This window comes from Bacillus sp. LB7, assembly GCF_030449715.1.
Lineage (GTDB): Bacteria > Bacillota > Bacilli > Bacillales > Bacillaceae > Bacillus > Bacillus paralicheniformis.
The window spans coordinates 104,071-120,525 of sequence record NZ_JASGCA010000008.1; the positions used below are offsets into that span (position 1 = coordinate 104,071).

Annotated in this window: 21 protein-coding genes; 12 read left to right on the forward strand and 9 right to left on the reverse strand. The window is 47.3% G+C overall.

Annotated features, from left to right (window positions below):
* Positions 1–146: 146 nt before the first annotated feature.
* Genes QMZ64_RS12485 through QMZ64_RS12495 form a run of 3 tightly spaced genes read right to left on the reverse strand, consistent with a single transcriptional unit; the run spans position 147 to position 2,696 of the window.
* Positions 147–1,190, reverse strand: coding sequence for a LacI family DNA-binding transcriptional regulator (locus QMZ64_RS12485; protein WP_265627374.1), 1,044 nt, complete (start codon positions 1,188–1,190; stop codon positions 147–149).
* A gap of 56 nt (positions 1,191–1,246) precedes the next feature.
* A complete protein-coding gene (locus tag QMZ64_RS12490; RefSeq protein WP_265627375.1) occupies positions 1,247–1,804 on the reverse strand; it encodes a GNAT family N-acetyltransferase in 558 nt (185 codons plus the stop codon).
* Positions 1,805–1,832: 28 nt separating this feature from the next.
* Complete coding sequence (locus QMZ64_RS12495) at positions 1,833–2,696, reverse strand: helix-turn-helix transcriptional regulator (RefSeq protein ID WP_243939548.1); 864 nt, start codon at positions 2,694–2,696, stop codon at positions 1,833–1,835.
* Positions 2,697–2,817: 121 nt separating this feature from the next.
* On the opposite strand from QMZ64_RS12495, the gene QMZ64_RS12500 reads away from it, so the two are divergent.
* The 3 genes from QMZ64_RS12500 to QMZ64_RS12510 all read left to right on the forward strand — a co-directional run bounded on the left by QMZ64_RS12500 (position 2,818) and on the right by QMZ64_RS12510 (position 6,137).
* Complete coding sequence (locus tag QMZ64_RS12500) at positions 2,818–4,158, forward strand: MATE family efflux transporter (protein WP_243939547.1); 1,341 nt, start codon at positions 2,818–2,820, stop codon at positions 4,156–4,158.
* Between the two features lie 202 nt (positions 4,159–4,360).
* Positions 4,361–4,702, forward strand: coding sequence for a P-II family nitrogen regulator (locus QMZ64_RS12505; protein ID WP_265627377.1), 342 nt, complete (start codon positions 4,361–4,363; stop codon positions 4,700–4,702).
* A 55-nt stretch (positions 4,703–4,757) separates the two neighbouring features.
* Positions 4,758–6,137 (forward strand): ammonium transporter, encoded by a 1,380-nt coding sequence (locus QMZ64_RS12510; RefSeq protein WP_265627378.1) that lies wholly within the window; start codon positions 4,758–4,760, stop codon positions 6,135–6,137.
* A 234-nt stretch (positions 6,138–6,371) separates the two neighbouring features.
* Here QMZ64_RS12510 and asnB read toward each other — a convergent pair whose 3' ends face one another.
* Entirely contained in the window at positions 6,372–8,213 is a 1,842-nt protein-coding gene (gene asnB / locus QMZ64_RS12515; protein WP_265627379.1) for an asparagine synthase (glutamine-hydrolyzing), read from the reverse strand.
* A gap of 164 nt (positions 8,214–8,377) precedes the next feature.
* On the opposite strand from asnB, the gene QMZ64_RS12520 reads away from it, so the two are divergent.
* Positions 8,378–8,944: a DUF2777 domain-containing protein gene (locus QMZ64_RS12520; RefSeq protein ID WP_265627381.1), complete on the forward strand. Its 567-nt coding sequence runs from the start codon at positions 8,378–8,380 to the stop codon at positions 8,942–8,944.
* A gap of 38 nt (positions 8,945–8,982) precedes the next feature.
* On the opposite strand, the gene QMZ64_RS12525 is transcribed toward QMZ64_RS12520, so the two are convergent.
* From QMZ64_RS12525 to QMZ64_RS12540, 4 genes are all read right to left on the reverse strand, one after another.
* On the reverse strand, positions 8,983–9,339 hold the full coding sequence (locus tag QMZ64_RS12525) for a YisL family protein (protein ID WP_011197750.1): 357 nt from the start codon (positions 9,337–9,339) through the stop codon (positions 8,983–8,985).
* Between the two features lie 133 nt (positions 9,340–9,472).
* Positions 9,473–10,525: a ribosome small subunit-dependent GTPase A gene (rsgA, locus tag QMZ64_RS12530; protein WP_075754914.1), complete on the reverse strand. Its 1,053-nt coding sequence runs from the start codon at positions 10,523–10,525 to the stop codon at positions 9,473–9,475.
* A 272-nt stretch (positions 10,526–10,797) separates the two neighbouring features.
* Entirely contained in the window at positions 10,798–11,703 is a 906-nt protein-coding gene (locus tag QMZ64_RS12535; protein ID WP_265627383.1) for a fumarylacetoacetate hydrolase family protein, read from the reverse strand.
* 152 nt (positions 11,704–11,855) lie between these two features.
* Positions 11,856–12,359 carry a CotG/ExsB N-terminal domain-containing protein gene (locus QMZ64_RS12540; RefSeq protein WP_243939539.1) on the reverse strand — a complete coding sequence of 168 codons (504 nt, stop codon included), beginning with the start codon at positions 12,357–12,359 and terminating at the stop codon, positions 11,856–11,858.
* 165 nt (positions 12,360–12,524) lie between these two features.
* Between QMZ64_RS12540 and QMZ64_RS12545 the strand changes: the two genes are divergently transcribed.
* Both QMZ64_RS12545 and QMZ64_RS12550 read left to right on the forward strand, forming a co-directional pair.
* On the forward strand, positions 12,525–13,610 hold the full coding sequence (locus QMZ64_RS12545) for a CotH kinase family protein (protein ID WP_265627385.1): 1,086 nt from the start codon (positions 12,525–12,527) through the stop codon (positions 13,608–13,610).
* A 162-nt stretch (positions 13,611–13,772) separates the two neighbouring features.
* A complete protein-coding gene (locus QMZ64_RS12550) occupies positions 13,773–13,955 on the forward strand; it encodes an aspartyl-phosphate phosphatase Spo0E family protein (protein ID WP_020450876.1) in 183 nt (60 codons plus the stop codon).
* 81 nt (positions 13,956–14,036) lie between these two features.
* Here QMZ64_RS12550 and QMZ64_RS12555 read toward each other — a convergent pair whose 3' ends face one another.
* Positions 14,037–14,330 carry a DUF3784 domain-containing protein gene (locus QMZ64_RS12555; protein ID WP_265627387.1) on the reverse strand — a complete coding sequence of 98 codons (294 nt, stop codon included), beginning with the start codon at positions 14,328–14,330 and terminating at the stop codon, positions 14,037–14,039.
* Between the two features lie 180 nt (positions 14,331–14,510).
* Here QMZ64_RS12555 and QMZ64_RS12560 point away from each other — a divergent pair, with 180 nt between their 5' ends.
* Genes QMZ64_RS12560 through QMZ64_RS12585 form a run of 6 tightly spaced genes read left to right on the forward strand, consistent with a single transcriptional unit; the run spans position 14,511 to position 16,447 of the window.
* Complete coding sequence (locus tag QMZ64_RS12560) at positions 14,511–14,732, forward strand: spore germination protein (RefSeq protein ID WP_075754903.1); 222 nt, start codon at positions 14,511–14,513, stop codon at positions 14,730–14,732.
* Positions 14,733–14,744: 12 nt separating this feature from the next.
* The gene (locus tag QMZ64_RS12565) at positions 14,745–14,981 is read left to right on the forward strand and encodes a spore germination protein GerPB (RefSeq protein ID WP_265627388.1); all 237 of its coding nucleotides are present in this window, start codon (positions 14,745–14,747) and stop codon (positions 14,979–14,981) included.
* Positions 14,982–14,999: 18 nt separating this feature from the next.
* Positions 15,000–15,614, forward strand: coding sequence for a spore germination protein GerPC (gerPC, locus tag QMZ64_RS12570; protein ID WP_265627390.1), 615 nt, complete (start codon positions 15,000–15,002; stop codon positions 15,612–15,614).
* Positions 15,611–15,793, forward strand: a complete 183-nt coding sequence (locus tag QMZ64_RS12575; protein ID WP_265627391.1) for a spore gernimation protein GerPD — start codon at positions 15,611–15,613, stop codon at positions 15,791–15,793. Before gerPC ends, QMZ64_RS12575 begins: the two co-directional genes overlap by 4 nt.
* Positions 15,790–16,173 carry a spore germination protein GerPE gene (locus QMZ64_RS12580; RefSeq protein WP_265627392.1) on the forward strand — a complete coding sequence of 128 codons (384 nt, stop codon included), beginning with the start codon at positions 15,790–15,792 and terminating at the stop codon, positions 16,171–16,173. The genes QMZ64_RS12575 and QMZ64_RS12580 overlap by 4 nt, the downstream gene beginning before the upstream one ends.
* A gap of 55 nt (positions 16,174–16,228) precedes the next feature.
* Entirely contained in the window at positions 16,229–16,447 is a 219-nt protein-coding gene (locus QMZ64_RS12585; protein WP_016885923.1) for a spore germination protein, read from the forward strand.
* Positions 16,448–16,455: the final 8 nt, after the last annotated feature.

The window sequence follows — 16,455 nt, forward strand, 5'->3', positions numbered from 1 at the left end:
CTCGCGAAAGCGCTTTATTAATTAGAGAAAGCGCTTTCTCATTTCAATTCTGATTTTACCCTGTATTTATTTTATCCGCAATATTTTTTAGGATTTCATCAGGTCAAGCGCTTGCTCTTTATAAACGAAAAAAGAGCGTTTTTCTTTTAAAACCCGCTCTTTTCGGCATATGCTTCTTTTTTAAATGGAGAGGCCGTTGACTGTCTGACGACAAGTTCAGGCATGAGAATGATTTTGCTTTTCGAGCTTTTCTTGCCGCTGATTTCTTCGGCCAGCAGCTCGGCCGCACGACGGCCCATTTCTTCAATCGGCTGCGACACTGTCGTAAGCGGCGGATCGGTCATTTCAGCTAAAAACGTATTATCAAAGCCGATGACCGATAAATCCTTAGGAACTTGGAGCCCCCATTCCCTTGCAGTCTGAATGACTCCGCACGCGAGCACATCATTCATGGCGAAAACGGCGGTCGGAATGTTGCTTTCGAAAATCTGAGCAGCTGCTTTTTTGCCGCATTCCAGGGAAAAACCGGTTCCGGCGATGAGCGATTCATCCACTTTGATACCGGCTTCATCCATCGCTTTTTGGAAGCCTTTCAGCCTGTCTTTTTCTCCGGTTGTCGATCCGTCGCCAGCGATGCAGGCGATTGTCTTATGGCCAAGCGAAATTAAATGCCGCGTCGCTAAGTATCCGCCCATAAAATCGTCAATGACCACGACATCCAGCGGAACAAGGGCGCGGTCCTGAGAAATCATCACGAGCGGTATGCCCTCTTTTGCAATATCTTCGAGCGCATCCATGCTCTCCTGATTTTCGATGCCGGTCGCAAAAATGATGCCGTCGACGCTTTTTTGCTTGAGCACCGAGAAATACGTTGTCTCCTTTTTCGGATCGCGGTCGGTACTGCATATCATCATGCTGAAGCCAAGCTCGCCCGCCCGCTCTTCAACGCTTTTGGCAAGTTCTCCGAAAAAAGGGTTTGCAATATCGGGCGTCAACAGGCCGATAATGTTCGTGCGCTTTCCGGTAAGTGCAGAAGCGTGAACATTCGGCTGATAATCGAGTTCTTTCATGACGGCATGCACTCTTTGCCTTGTCGACCTGCTGATTCTCCCGGTATTGTTGATCACCCGGGAAACCGTGGAAATCGAAACGCCTGCCGCTTCCGCTACATCATAAATGGTTTTTTTCATTTTGGTCCCCTCTAGTCCGCTGATAAAAGATATCTAATATTACATTATAGAACGTGTCAGCTACCGCCGCAAATCAGCTCCCACTCCTCCCGCAACATTCCGTATCTGATTGAATCATAATAGACTCCGTCATAATATCTGACTTTGCGAATCCGGCCTTCCATCTTAAACCCGGCTTTTTCGGCGCACCTCATCATCCGCCTGTTGCCGGACCACGTCGTCATTCCGATTCTCGGCACATCGACGTTTTCAAATAGGAAGCCGATCCATAATTTGACGGCTTCCGTGCCGTAACCCCCGTTCCAGAACCGCGAATCATAGATGCCGATCCCGCATTCCAGCCAGCGTGTCGGCCGGCATTCCCAATAGTAAGAAACGGTTCCTTTCAGCTCTCCTTCGATCTCAATCGCCAAATAGCGCGGCGGTTTTTCTTTTAAAGCCGGCACAAAAGAGTCGAGAAAATATTGAAACGGTTCGGGCTGAAGCGGAAAATAAGGGGCATCCCATTTTTTCCATTCAGGGTTTCGGGTTCCGTAAATCATTCTCCATAATCCGGGCAGGTCATCCATTGTGATCGTGCGCAGCTTTACTTTTTCACCATTGATGGATGCCAAACTTTTCTCCTCCTATGCTTTGAAAATATCACTCAATATTTCTCTTCATCATCTTTCTGTACTCAACAGGCGAAATCCCTTCTATTTGTTTAAACAGTTTTGAGAAATACGTCGGATCATCGATTCCGACTTGTTCGGCAATCGATGACATTTTGTCGTTTGTAGCAGAAAGGAGCCGCTTCGCTTCAAAAACCTTCGCCTTATTGGCGTATTGGCCCGGTGTGATGCCGAACACCTTTTGCATGCAGCGGGTAATGTAGTCCTGGTGATAGTGAAGGGCAGCCGCAAGCTGCTCCATGCTGAGCTTCTCCTTATAATGGCGGTCGATGTAATGCTGCGCTTCGGATGCCACACGCTCACTCGCCGAAGGAATGTGGAACGCCTCCTTCTGCAGGTGAATCAGCAGCTCTTCGAACAAGAGCTGCTTCCGAAGAGGCAGGTCGGAATTTTGGGCCGAATCGTCAATCAAACGCCTAAACTGCTGTTCAATAAACGCTTTTTGGTCGATCTTTCCCTTTCTCGGAATCTTTAAATGATACAATGTCGGCGTTTCAAACGTCCCCTTCTTCAGCTTGAGCTCGGTCCAGTTCTCACCTCCCTGCTGTGCGAAGCCATAAGACGGCTCCTGAAAGTGCAGCCAAAAATAGCGGGTATCGTCTTGACAGCCTTGGTGTCCATAATGCTCGAGCCCCGGAACAAGGATGATGTATTCCCCTTCCCGGATCTGATGGGGGTCGCCGTCTTCAGTCAAAAATAGTTCCCCCTGTATTACATATAAGAGATCAAACACGGAATATTCACGCCTCACATGCTTTTCCCCTTTTTTGAACAGTCCTTCTCCGCCGGTAATCAACACAGGGAGCGGCGGAATTGTAAAGATGATATGTTCCATGTTCTCTCCCCTTTTCATCAAGTCGGATTTCTCCAAGAAGTATCGGTTTCGTCTCTTCTTATTATAAGAAAATGGCGTTACACTATAAAACGGATTTTTTAAAAGAAAGGGGTCAAACGCCATGAAAAAAACAGCACCTCAAAACCTCTCTTTATTCGCATTGACCTGGCCTATCTTTATCGAGGTTTCATTATATATGTTAATGGGCAACGCAGATACCCTGATGCTCAGCCAATATTCCGACGACAGCGTAGCAGCCGTCGGCGTCAGCAACCAAATGCTGAACTTGATCATTGTGATGTTCGGTTTTATCGCAACAGGAACAACCGTCATTATTTCTCAATTTTTAGGAGCACGGCAAAAAGCCGAAGCGATGGAAGTCGGCTACGTTTCCATCAGCGCCAATTTTATCATCAGTCTATTCATCAGTGCGGCGATTTATCTATTTGCCAAACCGCTTTTGTTGATGATGGGCCTGTCCGCCAACCTGCTTGCCGAGGCCGGCATCTTTCTCCAGATCGTCGGCGGACTGTCCTTTATCCAAGCGCTCATTATGACGTTCAGCGCCATTTTGAAAAGCTACGGGCATACAAAGGACACAATGGTCGTAACCATCGGCATGAATATCCTGAACATCGCCGGCAACTATCTTGTCATATTCGGACCGTTCGGCTTTCCGGTTTTAGGCGTGGCCGGTGTAGCAATGTCCACTTCAATCGCGCGCATCATCGGCCTTTTGGCGATCGCTCTGCTCGTCAAAAAGCGCGTCGGCATGCCGCTGTTGTCCAAACGGCTGTTTGTCTTAAAGAAAAGTCATTTGAAAAAACTGCTGAAAATCGGGATTCCTTCAGCAGGGGAGCAGCTTTCGTATAACGCGTCACAGATGATTGTCACCTATTTTATCACGCTGATGGGCGCGCAGGCGCTGACGACAAAGGTCTATACCCAAAATTTGATGATGTTCATCATGCTTTTCGGCACAGCGATCAGCCAGGGAACGCAAATCTTAATCGGACGCCATATCGGCGCGAAACAATTTGATGAAGCATACAGCCGCTGTCTGAAGAGCCTCTGGTGGGCTCTGGCCATTACAACATGTACTTCCGTTCTCTTCGCTGTGTTTTCCAAACAGCTGATCGGCATTTTCAGCAGCAATCCCGATATTATCGCAACGGCCAGTATACTGATCCTTTTGACGATTATCCTGGAGCCGGGCCGCTCGTTTAACGTGGTTATCATTAATTCTCTCAGAGCTGCTGGAGACGCGAAATATCCGGTTTATATGGCAATTGTCTCAATGTGGGGAATCGGCCTTCCGATCGCTTATATTTTCGGCATTCAGCTCGGATTCGGCCTGGCGGGAATATGGTTTTCCTTCATCGCCGACGAGTGGGTCAGGGGAATTTTGATGTACAGAAGATGGAGATCTAAAATGTGGCTACAAAAAGGCTTTGCGGCATAACCTGCTTTCAGTTGAAAGCAGGTTTTTTCATGTTATAAAACATTACAACAATTTCATTCTATGAGCACAGACCTTTCGAAGAATAGGTCTAATAGATTAATTTTTTTAAAAATTCGTATTGATTTTCAATTTAATATTACTTATGATAATAAACATAACAACACACGTAATAAAACCTTACACCAAAAGGAGGATTTACATTGTGAAAAAAATCGAAACGATTATACGCCCTGAACAGTTTCCCCGCCTCCGCAAAAAGCTTGAAGAGGTTGGCATAAACGGATTAACGGTCTCAGAGGTTGCCGGCTGCGGGCAGCAGCGCGGGAAACAGGCTTTGTTTCGCGGCACCTCCTACGAAATCAAGCTGCTGCCTAAAGTGAAAGTCGAAATGGTGATTGAATCGGAGAGCGTTGATGAAATTATCCAAATCATCGAAAGCACATGTTCGACAAATACAGTAGGCGACGGAAAAATCTTTGTGCTCCCGATTGAAAACGCGATTCGAATCCGGACAGGGGAATCCGGAAAGGAAGCGATTGTGTAAAACGGCCAATTCCCTCCTGTCTCTTTTAACCGATACTTTAGAAAGGGTGATTCTAATGAAAACCAAAGTATCTTTTCTCCTGTTCCTCAGTTTTTTCCTCGCAGCATCAGCTCTGGCCGCCGAACCGACGGCGCAATCGGTCAATGATTCGGTCAACATGACATGGGTGGCCATCGGCACTCTGCTCGTCTTTTTTATGCACGCCGGGTTCGCGATGGTTGAATCTGGATTTACAAGAGCTAAAAACACGTTAAACATTTTAATGAAAAACTTTCTAACGGTCTCTATCGGCTCCATCCTTTATTTCTTCGTCGGATACGCGTTGATGTTCGGGGACAGCGCCGGCGGGTTCATCGGCACAAGCGGTTTTGCTTTAGCGGGTGATCAGGATGTCGGATTTTTCGTCTTTCAGGCCGTGTTTGCCGCTACGTGCGCGACCATTATTTCCGGTGCTGTCGCTGAACGAATGAAGCTTGGCAGCTATATGATCTTGACGCTGTTTATGACCGGTCTCATCTACCCGGTTGTCGGCCATTGGACTTGGGGAGAAGGCTGGCTGTATGACCTCGGATTTGTTGATTTTGCCGGATCTGCGATCGTTCACATGACAGGTGCTGCAGGCGCAGTTGCGGCTGTCATGTTTCTCGGGCCGCGGATTGGAAAATATGCAAATGGAAAGGTCAATGCCATTCCAGGACACAGCATTCCGCTGGGCGCACTCGGTGTCTTTATCCTGTGGTTCGGCTGGTTTGGGTTCAACGGCGGAAGCACGCTTGCGGCCGATCCCGCCGCCGTCCCGCACGTCATCACCACAACCCTTTTAGCCGCGTCGGGCGGAGTCGTCAGCTCAGCGCTGTTCACTTATTTCCGCTACGGCAGGATCGACCCTTCCCTGACGCTGAACGGCGCGCTTGGCGGCCTTGTCGGAATTACCGCGGGCGCGGACGGCGTTTCATTTACAGGCGCGATTTTGATCGGAGTCATCGCCGGTGTCATTTTAGTTGTCGGCGTTCAGTTTATCGACCAGGTGCTGAAGCTTGATGATCCCGTCGGCGCCATTGCCGTTCACGGTGTTTGCGGTGTTTGGGGGACGCTTGCAGTCGGGCTTTTCAATACATCGAGCGGTCTCTTTTACGGAGGAGGAGCCGCACAGCTCGGCATTCAAGCCGTCGGCATTTTGGCGATCGCAGCCTGGACCCTCGCTGCCACATCGGCTGTCACTGCGGTAATGAAAGCTATCACTCCGATCAGGGTATCAAAAGAAGAGGAAATATCCGGACTCGATTATGCCGAACACGGTTCTTCGGCGTACGAGTATAAAGAAAGCTACATCGATCAGGGCGATGTTGACGTCAGCTCCGCTTTCGGAACAGATCTTGTCTCACGGCTCAACAATTTAAAGCCGGGACCGTCTTCCAAAACAGAACAGGTTTGACTCTCATCCATCCGGCTCTCCGGCCGGTCTGCCGATCATTGAAATCAGCGGCGGTGTTCGAAAAAACGCCGCCGTTTCTTTTTGTCTTCAGCGTGTCGACAAACCCTCGCATCCGTTGTCAGACCTGCAAGGGTTTCGGGTCACGCAGAGGGAATGACAAAATCGCAAAACAAAAAGCCGTTTTGCGATTTTGCCAACAATCTGGAACACCCGGCTTATGCCGGGTGTTTTATGTTATTCCTCGATATCAATTCGATAATTCTCAAACCAAGTATGGATTTGGCCAAGGTGCGCGATCAACTGCGGTCCCTTCATCAATTGTCCGTACCAGGGAACTTGAAATGATGCGCCCTCCGTCTCAATCAGCCGCTCCAATTTTTTCTTGTCTAAGAAAACATAAAGCGCCGAGTCTTTTTGCTCCAGCAATGACTCCAGCCAACGAATGACGGCTTTCGTATAGGCCGGGTGGTGCGTTTTCGGATATGGACTTTTTTTGCGGTACAGCACTTCATCAGGCAAAATACCTTCAAGCGCCTTGCGGAAGATGCCTTTTTCACGGTTGCCATGCATTTTGACATCCCACGGAATATTCCAGACATACTCGACAAGCCTGTGATCCGCAAACGGAACCCTGACTTCGAGGCTCGCCCCCATGCTCATTCTGTCCTTTCGGTCCAAGAGTGTTGTCATAAACCAGAGCATATTTAAGTAAAACAGCTCTCTCCTTCGTTTCTCCGCACCCGTTTCTCCTTCAAGCAGCGGTGTTTCTTTAACCGTTTCCTCGTATTTCGCCTTCACATATTCGCTGAGGTTCAGCTTTTTCTGCCAGCCGTCCTGCAGAAGTCCGTTCCGTTCTTCCATTGATCTCATCCATGGGAAACCTTTCACATCTTCTGCCGAATGGAACCAAGGGTAGCCGCCGAAAATTTCGTCCGCGCATTCCCCGGAAAGGCTTACGACAAAATCCTTTTTAATCTCACGGCAAAACCACAGCAGAGAAGAATCGACATCAGCCATCCCCGGCAAATCCCGGACCAGTACGGCTTCTTCCAAATAATCAGCCAGCTCCTCCTGCGAAATCACGCAGTTGTGGTGAACCGTTTCGAATGCATTGGACATTTTTTTAATCCACGGGCCGTCGGCATTTGGCTGAAATGAGCTTGACGTAAAATATTGCTCATTGTCTTCATAATCGATCGAAAACGTATGAAGGGGCGCCTTTCCTTCTTTCTCGAAATGCTTGGCGGCCGTTGCGGTAATGGCGCTCGAATCGACCCCTCCTGATAAAAACGTACATACCGGCACATCAGACACAAGCTGCCTTGTGACGGCGTCCTGAAACAACGACCGCACATTTTCCACTGTTTCGTCAAAGCTGTCCGTATGCTTCTCGCTTTTCACATTCCAGTAGCGCCAAACCGTTAAACCGTCTTTTGAGAAAATCATCGCATGCCCCGGGCGGATCTCTTTTATTCCTTTAAAAACCCCGCTCCCCGGCGATCGCGACGGCCCGAGGCCGAAAATTTCGGCCAGCCCTGAACGGTCGACCTTTGCTTTCACTTCAGGGTGAGCGAGAATCGCTTTGATTTCAGATCCGAACAAAAATGATGAGCCCTGTTCGGTGTAAAAGAACGGTTTAACGCCGAGCCTGTCGCGTGCCGCAAAAAGAAGATCGCGCTTTTCATCCCATACCGTAAATGCAAAAATTCCGTTCAGCCTGTCGATGCATTCCTCTTTCCATTCCATGTATGAATGAAGCAAAACCTCCGTATCTGAGTGGCTCTTGAATTGATGCCCCCGCTGCCTAAGCTCTTTCCGCAAATCCTCCGTATTATAGAGCTCGCCGTTATAGCAAATCGTATAATCGTATCCTTGGTGTGTGCGGGTCATCGGCTGTCTGCCGCCTTCCAGATCCACAACTGCCAAGCGTTTATGTCCAAATAAAACATGGCGCTTTCCCCAAATGTTCGTATCATCAGGTCCTCTGTTCGAAAGCGTATCAGTCATTTTCTCCATGATGGACTGCTCCCGGACAAGCGGCTTCTTAAAATCGACCCACCCCGTTATTCCACACATTGTCGATCAGCTCCAATTCTAATGTTCTTCCTCTGCTTTAGGCTTCACTTCCTTTGTCACTTTACCTATTTTATGCACCTTAAAATAATAGTTGAATTGTCCAACAGAGTCTTGTATGAGACAAGCCCGTTTTGGAAAAAACGAAATAAGAAAGGAGACCGCCTATGGACACCGAACGCCAAAAACGAATTTACGCGGAAAAGCGCAAATGGATTTACGGCAAAATTTTAATGGAAGACGGGATCTGCCTGATTGAAAACGAAGAAGGAGATTTATTTTTAGTTGAAAGCCTGAACAGCCCCGGAGTTTTCATCAGCATAGACGGAGAATGGCAAAAAGCCGAACTGTTTGATCAATTCGCCGTCACGGAAAAGCCGGAGACCGTGAAGCTGACCGGCGGAGAATCGATCCGTTATCTGAAAACGGTAAAACAGGCATTCCTCGAATTTTTGAACGATCTGGAAGACGGACAGTTCTATTCTTTTTTGGATCAGCTGAACAGCTTCGGCTTCTCCGTCTTTGACTGCGTCTTCGCCTATAACGGCTTGAGCTTTTGGCCCGGGAAAAAGGATGTGAAGGGCGTTTCGTTTTATCAGTTTTCTCATGATATGAAACAATGCGCCCTGCAGCATCATTACGAACGAAAAGAGGAATGGAAGGACAGATTCGAATGGACCGCTTCAGACGGGGAACGGATCGTGATGATTTCAACCTTCAAGCCGCCGACATAAAAAGACACCAGTTCTCATCAAGAACCGATGTCTTTTAATTAAAACACTTTAAAGCCGAGTGGAAGCCGGAGTCCAAGCACAACCGTCAAGAGCAGAACGACAATAAAGCCGATCCAGATCCCGGTGGCCGCTTTTCCGTTTTTCCTGCGAATTAAAAGCATTTCCATGAATCCGATGGTGATGAGGCCGAGCAAGGCCTTCGCTATGTATTCTCCGTTCCATGCCGTGAACTTTAAAAAGAGCTGCGCCCCGGTAATGATCACGATAATATAGAATAAGCGGAGAATCATATGTGTAATTTTTGCGCCTTTGCTGTTTCCAGATGAGTAAAGTCCGTAAGCAACGAACACTAAAATGAGTGCGATCACCCAAGATGTGATATGCATATGCGTCATATTCGTTTTTCCCCCTATCAAATCATGTATCGTTCTTATCTTATCATGAACCGGTCCATTAAACAAAACAATGTGAACGCTGTCATTTCCGCAGCAAAAAAGACGCTGAAACCATTCATCAGCGCCTTTTTATTTATTTGTGTTTGTTCTTTTTCATGCTTTTCGTTATCTGTTTCCACCGCTTTTTTTCCTGCTGTGCCGCCCGTTTATCCGTTTTTCTTTCGAGGTATTCGAGCTCTTTTTTTAATTTCAGGTAGCTTTGGAACCGGCCCGCATCCAGTCTGCCGTCAGCCAGCGCCTCCTGCACGGAGCAGCCGGGCTCTGTTTGATGCAGGCAGTCTGAAAATCGGCAGTTTTTTGCAAGCTGGTCAATATCGCTGAAGCTCTGTCTGAATCCTTCTTCCGATTCCCAAAGCTCCAAGGCCCGCATCCCCGGCGTATCGATTAAAAGTCCGCCTTCAGGCAGCAAAAACATTTCCCTGTGTGTCGTCGTATGCCGCCCTTTATCGTCATCTTCACGGACGGACTGGACCGCCTGTCTGTCTTCGTTTAGAAAAAAGTTGATGATCGTTGATTTGCCGACGCCTGACGACCCTAAAAGGGCGACGGTTTCTCCTTGTTTCACATACGCTTTCAACTCATCCATCCCATTGCCTTCATGAGCGCTGATGACATGAATCGGCACCCCGAATGCCACGGATTCCGCCTGGCGCACCTTTTCTTCAATCCGATCAGCGATGTCGGCTTTGCTCAAGACGATGACGGGATTGGCTCCGCTTTCCCACGCCAGCAGCAAATAGCGTTCGATTCTTCTCACATTAAAGTCCAGACCGAGCGCATTGACGAGAAAGATCGTATTGACGTTTGCTGCGGTGATCTGTTCCTCTGCAGGCTCCCCCGCCGCTTTGCGCGAAAATTTGCTGAATCGGGGAACGATCTCCGTGATCATTCCCTTCTTTTCGCCGCCGCGGGGACGCATATACACCCAATCGCCGACAGCGGGGTAGTCTCCGCGGCTTTCCGCTTCAAACCGCAACCTGCCTGAGATTTCCGCCAGCCATTCTCCATCTTCCGTCCATACCCGGTACAACCTTTTATGCTCAAGGGCGATCCTTCCTAAAATCAGACCTTCCTCGTCCTTTAAAGCTTCCATGATATATTTGATACCTAATGCAGATAAATTCAATGTGGTTTCCTCCTAAAGATCTGATGATTTTTCAAACAAAAAAAGAGCCGCAAATACACGGCTCTCTCAACCTATAACACTCCATGAGCCGCTCGACAGCCCATGGATATATCACCAGATCCATTAGAGGAATACCAGTCGAAATATTACATGGGCTGTGCAATGATCGTTTGTTGGGCAAAAAAGACAATATCCATTCTCATCACACATCCCTCATTTCTAAAAAGTTTGACAGCTTCATTATATGCTAAAGCCAATCTTTTGACAATCCTTTATTTAACTAGATTGGAAAGCGTTCCGATCGGTTCGATCGTAATGTCGACTTGATCACCTTTTCGGAGGAACTTCGGCGGATTGAAGCCTTTGCCGACTCCTGACGGCGTACCGGTTGCGATAATATCCCCCGCTTCAAGCGTCATTCCTTTGGACAGCGTTTCGATCATTTCCGCAATCGGAAAAATCATATCCTTTGTGCTGCCCGACTGGCGAAGTTCGCCGTTCACTCTCGTCTCCACCCTCAAGTCGCCTGCGTCTTCAATCATTGATTTATGTACAAGAAACGGCCCCATCGGGCAAGTCGCATCAAGGCTTTTGCCGATAAAAAACTGCTTGTGCCTCTTTTGCAGGTCGCGCGCCGTCACATCGTTAATGATCGTATAGCCGAACACATAGTCGAGCGCTTCAGCTTTCGGGATGTTCTTTCCCGTTTTGCCGATGACAACCGCGAGCTCGCCTTCATAATCGAGCGCCTCTGTCACGCCTTCGTGGGCATCAATCCCTTCCATGTGGCCGATAACCGAAGTCGGCGCTTTTGTAAACACCATGATATGTTCGGGAATATCTGCTTCACTTCCCATTTCAATCGCATGATCCCGATAATTTTTTCCGATGCAGATCACGTTTTTCCGCGGTTCGGGAATCGGCGCAAGCAAATCAACGTCTGACAGCGGATAAATATACGAACCGCTCTCTTCGCTGTTTTTCTTTTTTGACCATTCCACTAGCTGTTCGACATGGCGGACAAACTTCTCTCCCTCTCTTACGCATTCGATAAGCGTTTCAGGTATCGTTTCAAGCTCAAACAGCTTTTTTTCCGCCTTTTGCAAATCCATTATCTTCTCATCCATGACAAGCCCTACAAATGTACGGCTGTGTAGCTTTGCTGTCGCAAACTTCATAAATATTCCCCCGCAGTATGATTTAAAACTATTCTACATATTCTCTAAAAAAATGAAAATTCCTTTTCGCTTTCTGCAAACAGCTTCTAAAGTCCCTGGCGTTCCTTCCCGCAAAAGAAAATGGCGGCTCACCATGCAGTAAGCCGCTTCTCTTATTTTTTCCGGTAGATGACTTCGGTCAGATTTCCGTCAGACCATTTTGTAATGGTTTCATATCCGCCTCGTTTGTGATGGTGAGTCTTCTTGCAGCGATGATGATCGGGGCGTTTGCGGCCGCATTTATCCCGCTTTTTGCAATCGTGAGGCTCTTTGCTTTTATCCGGTTTTTTACAGTCGTCGGGTTTCTTGCTTTTGTCGGGTTTTTTGCAGTCATCGGGTTTCTTGCTTTTGTCAGGCTTTTTGCAGTCATCGGGTTTCTTGCTTTTGTCGGGCTTGCTTTTATCCGGTTTTTCATGGTCGTCATGCTTCTTGCTTTTATGATGTTTTTTGCTTCTGTCCGGCTCGATCCCCCACCAAAGATCCCAAATGTTATGCGGACGCCGCTCTTTTCCCGAGCCGGCGGATTCTTCGGGTTCCCGGTCTAAATAATGGTCTCTGCCTTCGCTCTTCAGCTGATCTACCGCCTCTTTAATGTCATGATCATGGACACCACTCATCTTGTAACCTCCTGTTCTTCCTTTTTTATGTCCTGATTTATCATACGCACCGTAAAGACGAGTGTACTGAGGCAAATGACTGTTTTTGTTCAAACTTAGGCGGTCCGCTTCCGGGACTGGCTGTTTTCACATATGATATGTCAGCTGAAAAAGGAGGAAATGATGATGAGTGCCACTGCCTTGCCGGCCTTCAGGCTGCACATTCATCCGAAGCATCTGCTTGAGTTGAAAAAAGACGTCTGGAGTGATGAAGCCGTTCCGGGCATGCTCTTGACCGGTTCAGCAAAGACGCCTGTCGCAGTGTCATACAGAGGGGCCCACACCCGCGAACTGACAAAAAAGTCCTATTTCATTCAATATCCGGACAGAAAAGAAAAGGCTGAAGAGGCTGCGCTTCATTTGAACGCGGAATATCACGACCCGTCTTTCATCAGAAACAGGCTGTCCTTTCATTTTTTTGAACAAATCGGCGTTCTTGCGCCGGCAGCATCGCATGTTTTCCTTTATCTCAATGAAAAAAAAGAAGGCATCTATTTAAAAATCGAATCTGTTGACGATCATTTCTTAAAGAGGAGAAATTTAGAAAGGGGGGCCATTTATTATGCCGTTGATGACGATGCTAATTTTTCTCTGCTGAGCTCCTTCGATAAAAAGGCTAAGCAAAATCTCATGCAGGGATATGAAAGAAAAACGGGGTCAAGCCGCCACGATGATTACCTCCAGGAATTTATCTACTTTATTAATACCGCCAAAGACGCCATATTTGAAAAGAAAATCAAACGATATCTCGATGTCAAACAATATTTGCTGTGGCTCATCGGCGCCGTCTGCACCCAAAATTTCGACGGCTTCGTCCATAACTACGCGCTTTATTTAAACGATCGCACAAAAACGTTTCAAATTATTCCATGGGATTATGACGCGACATGGGGACGGAATATTCACGGGGAAGAAATGGAACACAACCGGATTCCGGCGAAAGGCTATAATACACTGTCTGCGAGACTGCTCGACATCCCTGCTTTTCAGTCCCAATACTTCAATTTAATGAAAAACGTCTTGCACCGCCAATTTACAATCAGCCGGCTTTCGCGGTTTGCGGTAGACTGGCATGAGACAATCGCGCCTTTTCTTGAACATGATCCTTATACAACCTTCACATACAGCCGACTCGAAGATGAGCAAAAACAAATTTTCCATTTTATCGAACAGAGGAAGCGGTTCCTGCTTTTCGAGCTTTCCCGATTATAAGCGGGTGCAGTCTTTCAAAAAAAATGTCACATTTTTTGTCATATTGGCGAAAAAAATCCCTTTAACACAAAATAAGGTATACTAGCAATATCAAGGGACATCATTGCTGAATACCTGAAATCACCGACTCAAAATACAAATCGAAAGTTGGAGACTGCCATGATGAACAATAAAATTGAAGCAAAAAGACTGGCCTTATTTGAAGCTGCCGAAAAGTTCGGCATCAACTCCAAAGAGGCCATTCAATGCAGTCAGGAATTGGACAACTTGCTGAACCAAAGAATGCAAAAGGATGAAAACTGCGTGATACATGCGGAAGAAAGAAAAGGCCGCCACACGTCATGACCTCCGACTGCAAGCTGCGCCTGATGCCGGCCTTCCCTCTCCTTCGTTTCATCACCCGTTGATTTCAGGACGCAGCTTTGGCTATTCGGCCATGGTTTTTTGAACATAAATTATCGTGCACACACCGTAGGCAAGAATGACTGAAGGCGTAAAGGACTCTTGATACGGGATATAAACAAACCCGTTCAAGAATAACAAAAATCCGCTGTTCAAAAAGAAATACCCTGCGATTTTGGCCAGCTTATCCTGATCCCTTATCCTTTCCCGGCGAAATCCCCGCAATATCCAGGTTTGTTTTTTTATTCCGACTGCATAGGCGGCTGAAAAGAACAGCAGGGCTGCAGCGATTGACACCGCGTTCAATTGAAAATACATACGTCTCCTCCCCTAATCACACCGTTTTTCTTATTCATACGTTTACCCATCTGATGCGTTTCACCCGCATGTGATCAGCACTCACGGAAAAACTTTTTTTTATCACAAAAGCGCCTAATCAACATAGGATATGGTGTATAGCCCATAAAAAACGTTTGATTACTTAAAGGGTGTGCCATCATGCCAGCTATTGTCGGAGCTTTTAAAGTAAATGCCGTCGGTACGAGCGGCGTTGTTCATGTCGGAGACTGCATCACGATTTCTCCTTATGCAGAAGTTAAAACATTCGCAGGCGCCGGCAGTTTCAATACCGGAGACGGACTCAGCGTATACAACCAGAACAGCATCACCAACACATATGACAACGATATGATCGATCAGCCGGTCGCAGGCAACCTGTAAGGAGGTGGGGGCATGAATTTTTATATCAACCAATCGATTCAAATCAACTATTTAAGAGTCGAAGGCATCAGCAACTCTTCCGTCTTGCAGATCGGGAGCGCGGGCTCCATTAAAACACTTGCCAACCTTTATAATACAGGGAGCTACACGGAAGCAGCCCCGCCTGTTACCGGCGAAGTTTTCCAAGAGGCAGAGGGGCCGTCACCGGTACTCGTTCCTCTCACGGCTCCATCTGTTACAACAGGCTAAACGGGGGTGTGATCACTTATGAAGCAAAACAATCCTTCATATTCTCAAAACTGGTACAGCTATGTGCAGCAGCAGGCTGCTCTGATTGAAAATCTCGAAAGGCGAATGGCCGTATTACAGGCAGAATTGAACAACCTGAAAGAAAATCCCGGCACAAGGATTGACCGGATTGAATACAAATTTGACCAGCTGAAGATCGAGCGTCTTGATGGAACGCTCAACATTGGGCTCAATCCGACAGATCCTGACCAGGTGGAAAACTTTGAAATCAGCCAGCAGCCGCCGGGTATCGGAATGCTGCAGCAGGAGCTCGACGGCCAGCTGATGCAGCAAACAAGACAGCTCGTCGATGCCTACTTAAACGAAGAAACCCCTCGTTTGCTGGAACAGCTGGAAGACCGGTATGACAGTAAACTGGACGATACAAACCGCCACCATATCATCGAAGACATCAGAAAGCAAATCGACAGCCGCATCCGCTATTACGTCAAACATGTGCAGCCTGACGAAAACATCCAGCCCCGCGAGCATGCAGAGCGGCTGGCCGATTATGTGAAACGTGATATCGCCCGGGCAATCGAACACTTTCTCAAATCGATTCCTGATGAAATGAAAGGAAATGAAAACGAATGAATTTTACCGTTGTGAACCGCTGTTTCGATGTAGGCAATATTAATATTACGGCAGTTTCAACATCGTCTGTTTTTTTAATCGGAGATACAGAATGCATTTCCCAGTCGTCAATTTTTGATACACCGCCTGAATCTCTCATTGTCGGGCCGTTTGTCCCGCTGGCGCCGGAATCAAGATGATCAGAACGTCAAAAGTAAAGTTTTTGAAAGTACAATCAGTACTGATCACCAGCACGCTGCAAATCGGGGATGTCGAAGAGATTGTTCCTAAAGTGAAAATTCTCGCTGTCCAGCGCTACCTTTCACTTTTTTTCGGAAATGAAGGCTCATTTAATCAGGAAGATTTCCCTCTTTTTCAGCAGCCGATACCACAATTATTACCGGAAACCGGCGTCTCATCAGCGTTTTTCCATGAGGTTCCCGTCATTCGAGTCAGAGCTGTAAAAATTGCCGGGGTTTCCTCTTCTTCAGTTTTTCAGGTTGGTTCGACGCGCCGAATCATTGCTGAGGCGAGAATCAAACATATCAGAAAGCTTCCTCCTCCAAGGAACTCACAATAGCAGCCCGCCCGACATATACTGGTTCAGAGACTTCTATAAAGGATGTCGATCAATCATGCCAGCCATTGTCGGACCCATTAAAATCAATGAAATCTCAGGAGGAGTAGTGAATTTCGGCGATTCTTTTTATCTATCTCCAAAAAGCTCTTCAAAGTCTGCACTCGGTTCTGGTGCTGGTAATACTGGAGATTTCCTTATCGTCAACAATGGTATAAACGCGACAAATTATATAGACCCGGATGTAAGCGACCAGAATGTTGTCGGAAATGCATAAAGCAGCCT

Coding starts and splice junctions, on each gene's coding strand:
- QMZ64_RS12485 (WP_265627374.1), bottom strand. CDS start 1,190: ATGAAAAAAACCATTTATGATGTAGCGGAAGCGGCAGGCGTTTCGATT.
- QMZ64_RS12495 (WP_243939548.1), bottom strand. CDS start 2,696: ATGGAACATATCATCTTTACAATTCCGCCGCTCCCTGTGTTGATTACC.
- QMZ64_RS12500 (WP_243939547.1), top strand. CDS start 2,818: ATGAAAAAAACAGCACCTCAAAACCTCTCTTTATTCGCATTGACCTGG.
- QMZ64_RS12510 (WP_265627378.1), top strand. CDS start 4,758: ATGAAAACCAAAGTATCTTTTCTCCTGTTCCTCAGTTTTTTCCTCGCA.
- asnB (WP_265627379.1), bottom strand. CDS start 8,213: ATGTGTGGAATAACGGGGTGGGTCGATTTTAAGAAGCCGCTTGTCCGG.
- QMZ64_RS12520 (WP_265627381.1), top strand. CDS start 8,378: ATGGACACCGAACGCCAAAAACGAATTTACGCGGAAAAGCGCAAATGG.
- QMZ64_RS12525 (WP_011197750.1), bottom strand. CDS start 9,339: ATGACGCATATGCATATCACATCTTGGGTGATCGCACTCATTTTAGTG.
- QMZ64_RS12535 (WP_265627383.1), bottom strand. CDS start 11,703: ATGAAGTTTGCGACAGCAAAGCTACACAGCCGTACATTTGTAGGGCTT.
- QMZ64_RS12540 (WP_243939539.1), bottom strand. CDS start 12,359: ATGAGTGGTGTCCATGATCATGACATTAAAGAGGCGGTAGATCAGCTG.
- QMZ64_RS12545 (WP_265627385.1), top strand. CDS start 12,525: ATGAGTGCCACTGCCTTGCCGGCCTTCAGGCTGCACATTCATCCGAAG.
- QMZ64_RS12550 (WP_020450876.1), top strand. CDS start 13,773: ATGAACAATAAAATTGAAGCAAAAAGACTGGCCTTATTTGAAGCTGCC.
- QMZ64_RS12555 (WP_265627387.1), bottom strand. CDS start 14,330: ATGTATTTTCAATTGAACGCGGTGTCAATCGCTGCAGCCCTGCTGTTC.
- QMZ64_RS12560 (WP_075754903.1), top strand. CDS start 14,511: ATGCCAGCTATTGTCGGAGCTTTTAAAGTAAATGCCGTCGGTACGAGC.
- QMZ64_RS12565 (WP_265627388.1), top strand. CDS start 14,745: ATGAATTTTTATATCAACCAATCGATTCAAATCAACTATTTAAGAGTC.
- gerPC (WP_265627390.1), top strand. CDS start 15,000: ATGAAGCAAAACAATCCTTCATATTCTCAAAACTGGTACAGCTATGTG.
- QMZ64_RS12575 (WP_265627391.1), top strand. CDS start 15,611: ATGAATTTTACCGTTGTGAACCGCTGTTTCGATGTAGGCAATATTAAT.
- QMZ64_RS12580 (WP_265627392.1), top strand. CDS start 15,790: ATGATCAGAACGTCAAAAGTAAAGTTTTTGAAAGTACAATCAGTACTG.
- QMZ64_RS12585 (WP_016885923.1), top strand. CDS start 16,229: ATGCCAGCCATTGTCGGACCCATTAAAATCAATGAAATCTCAGGAGGA.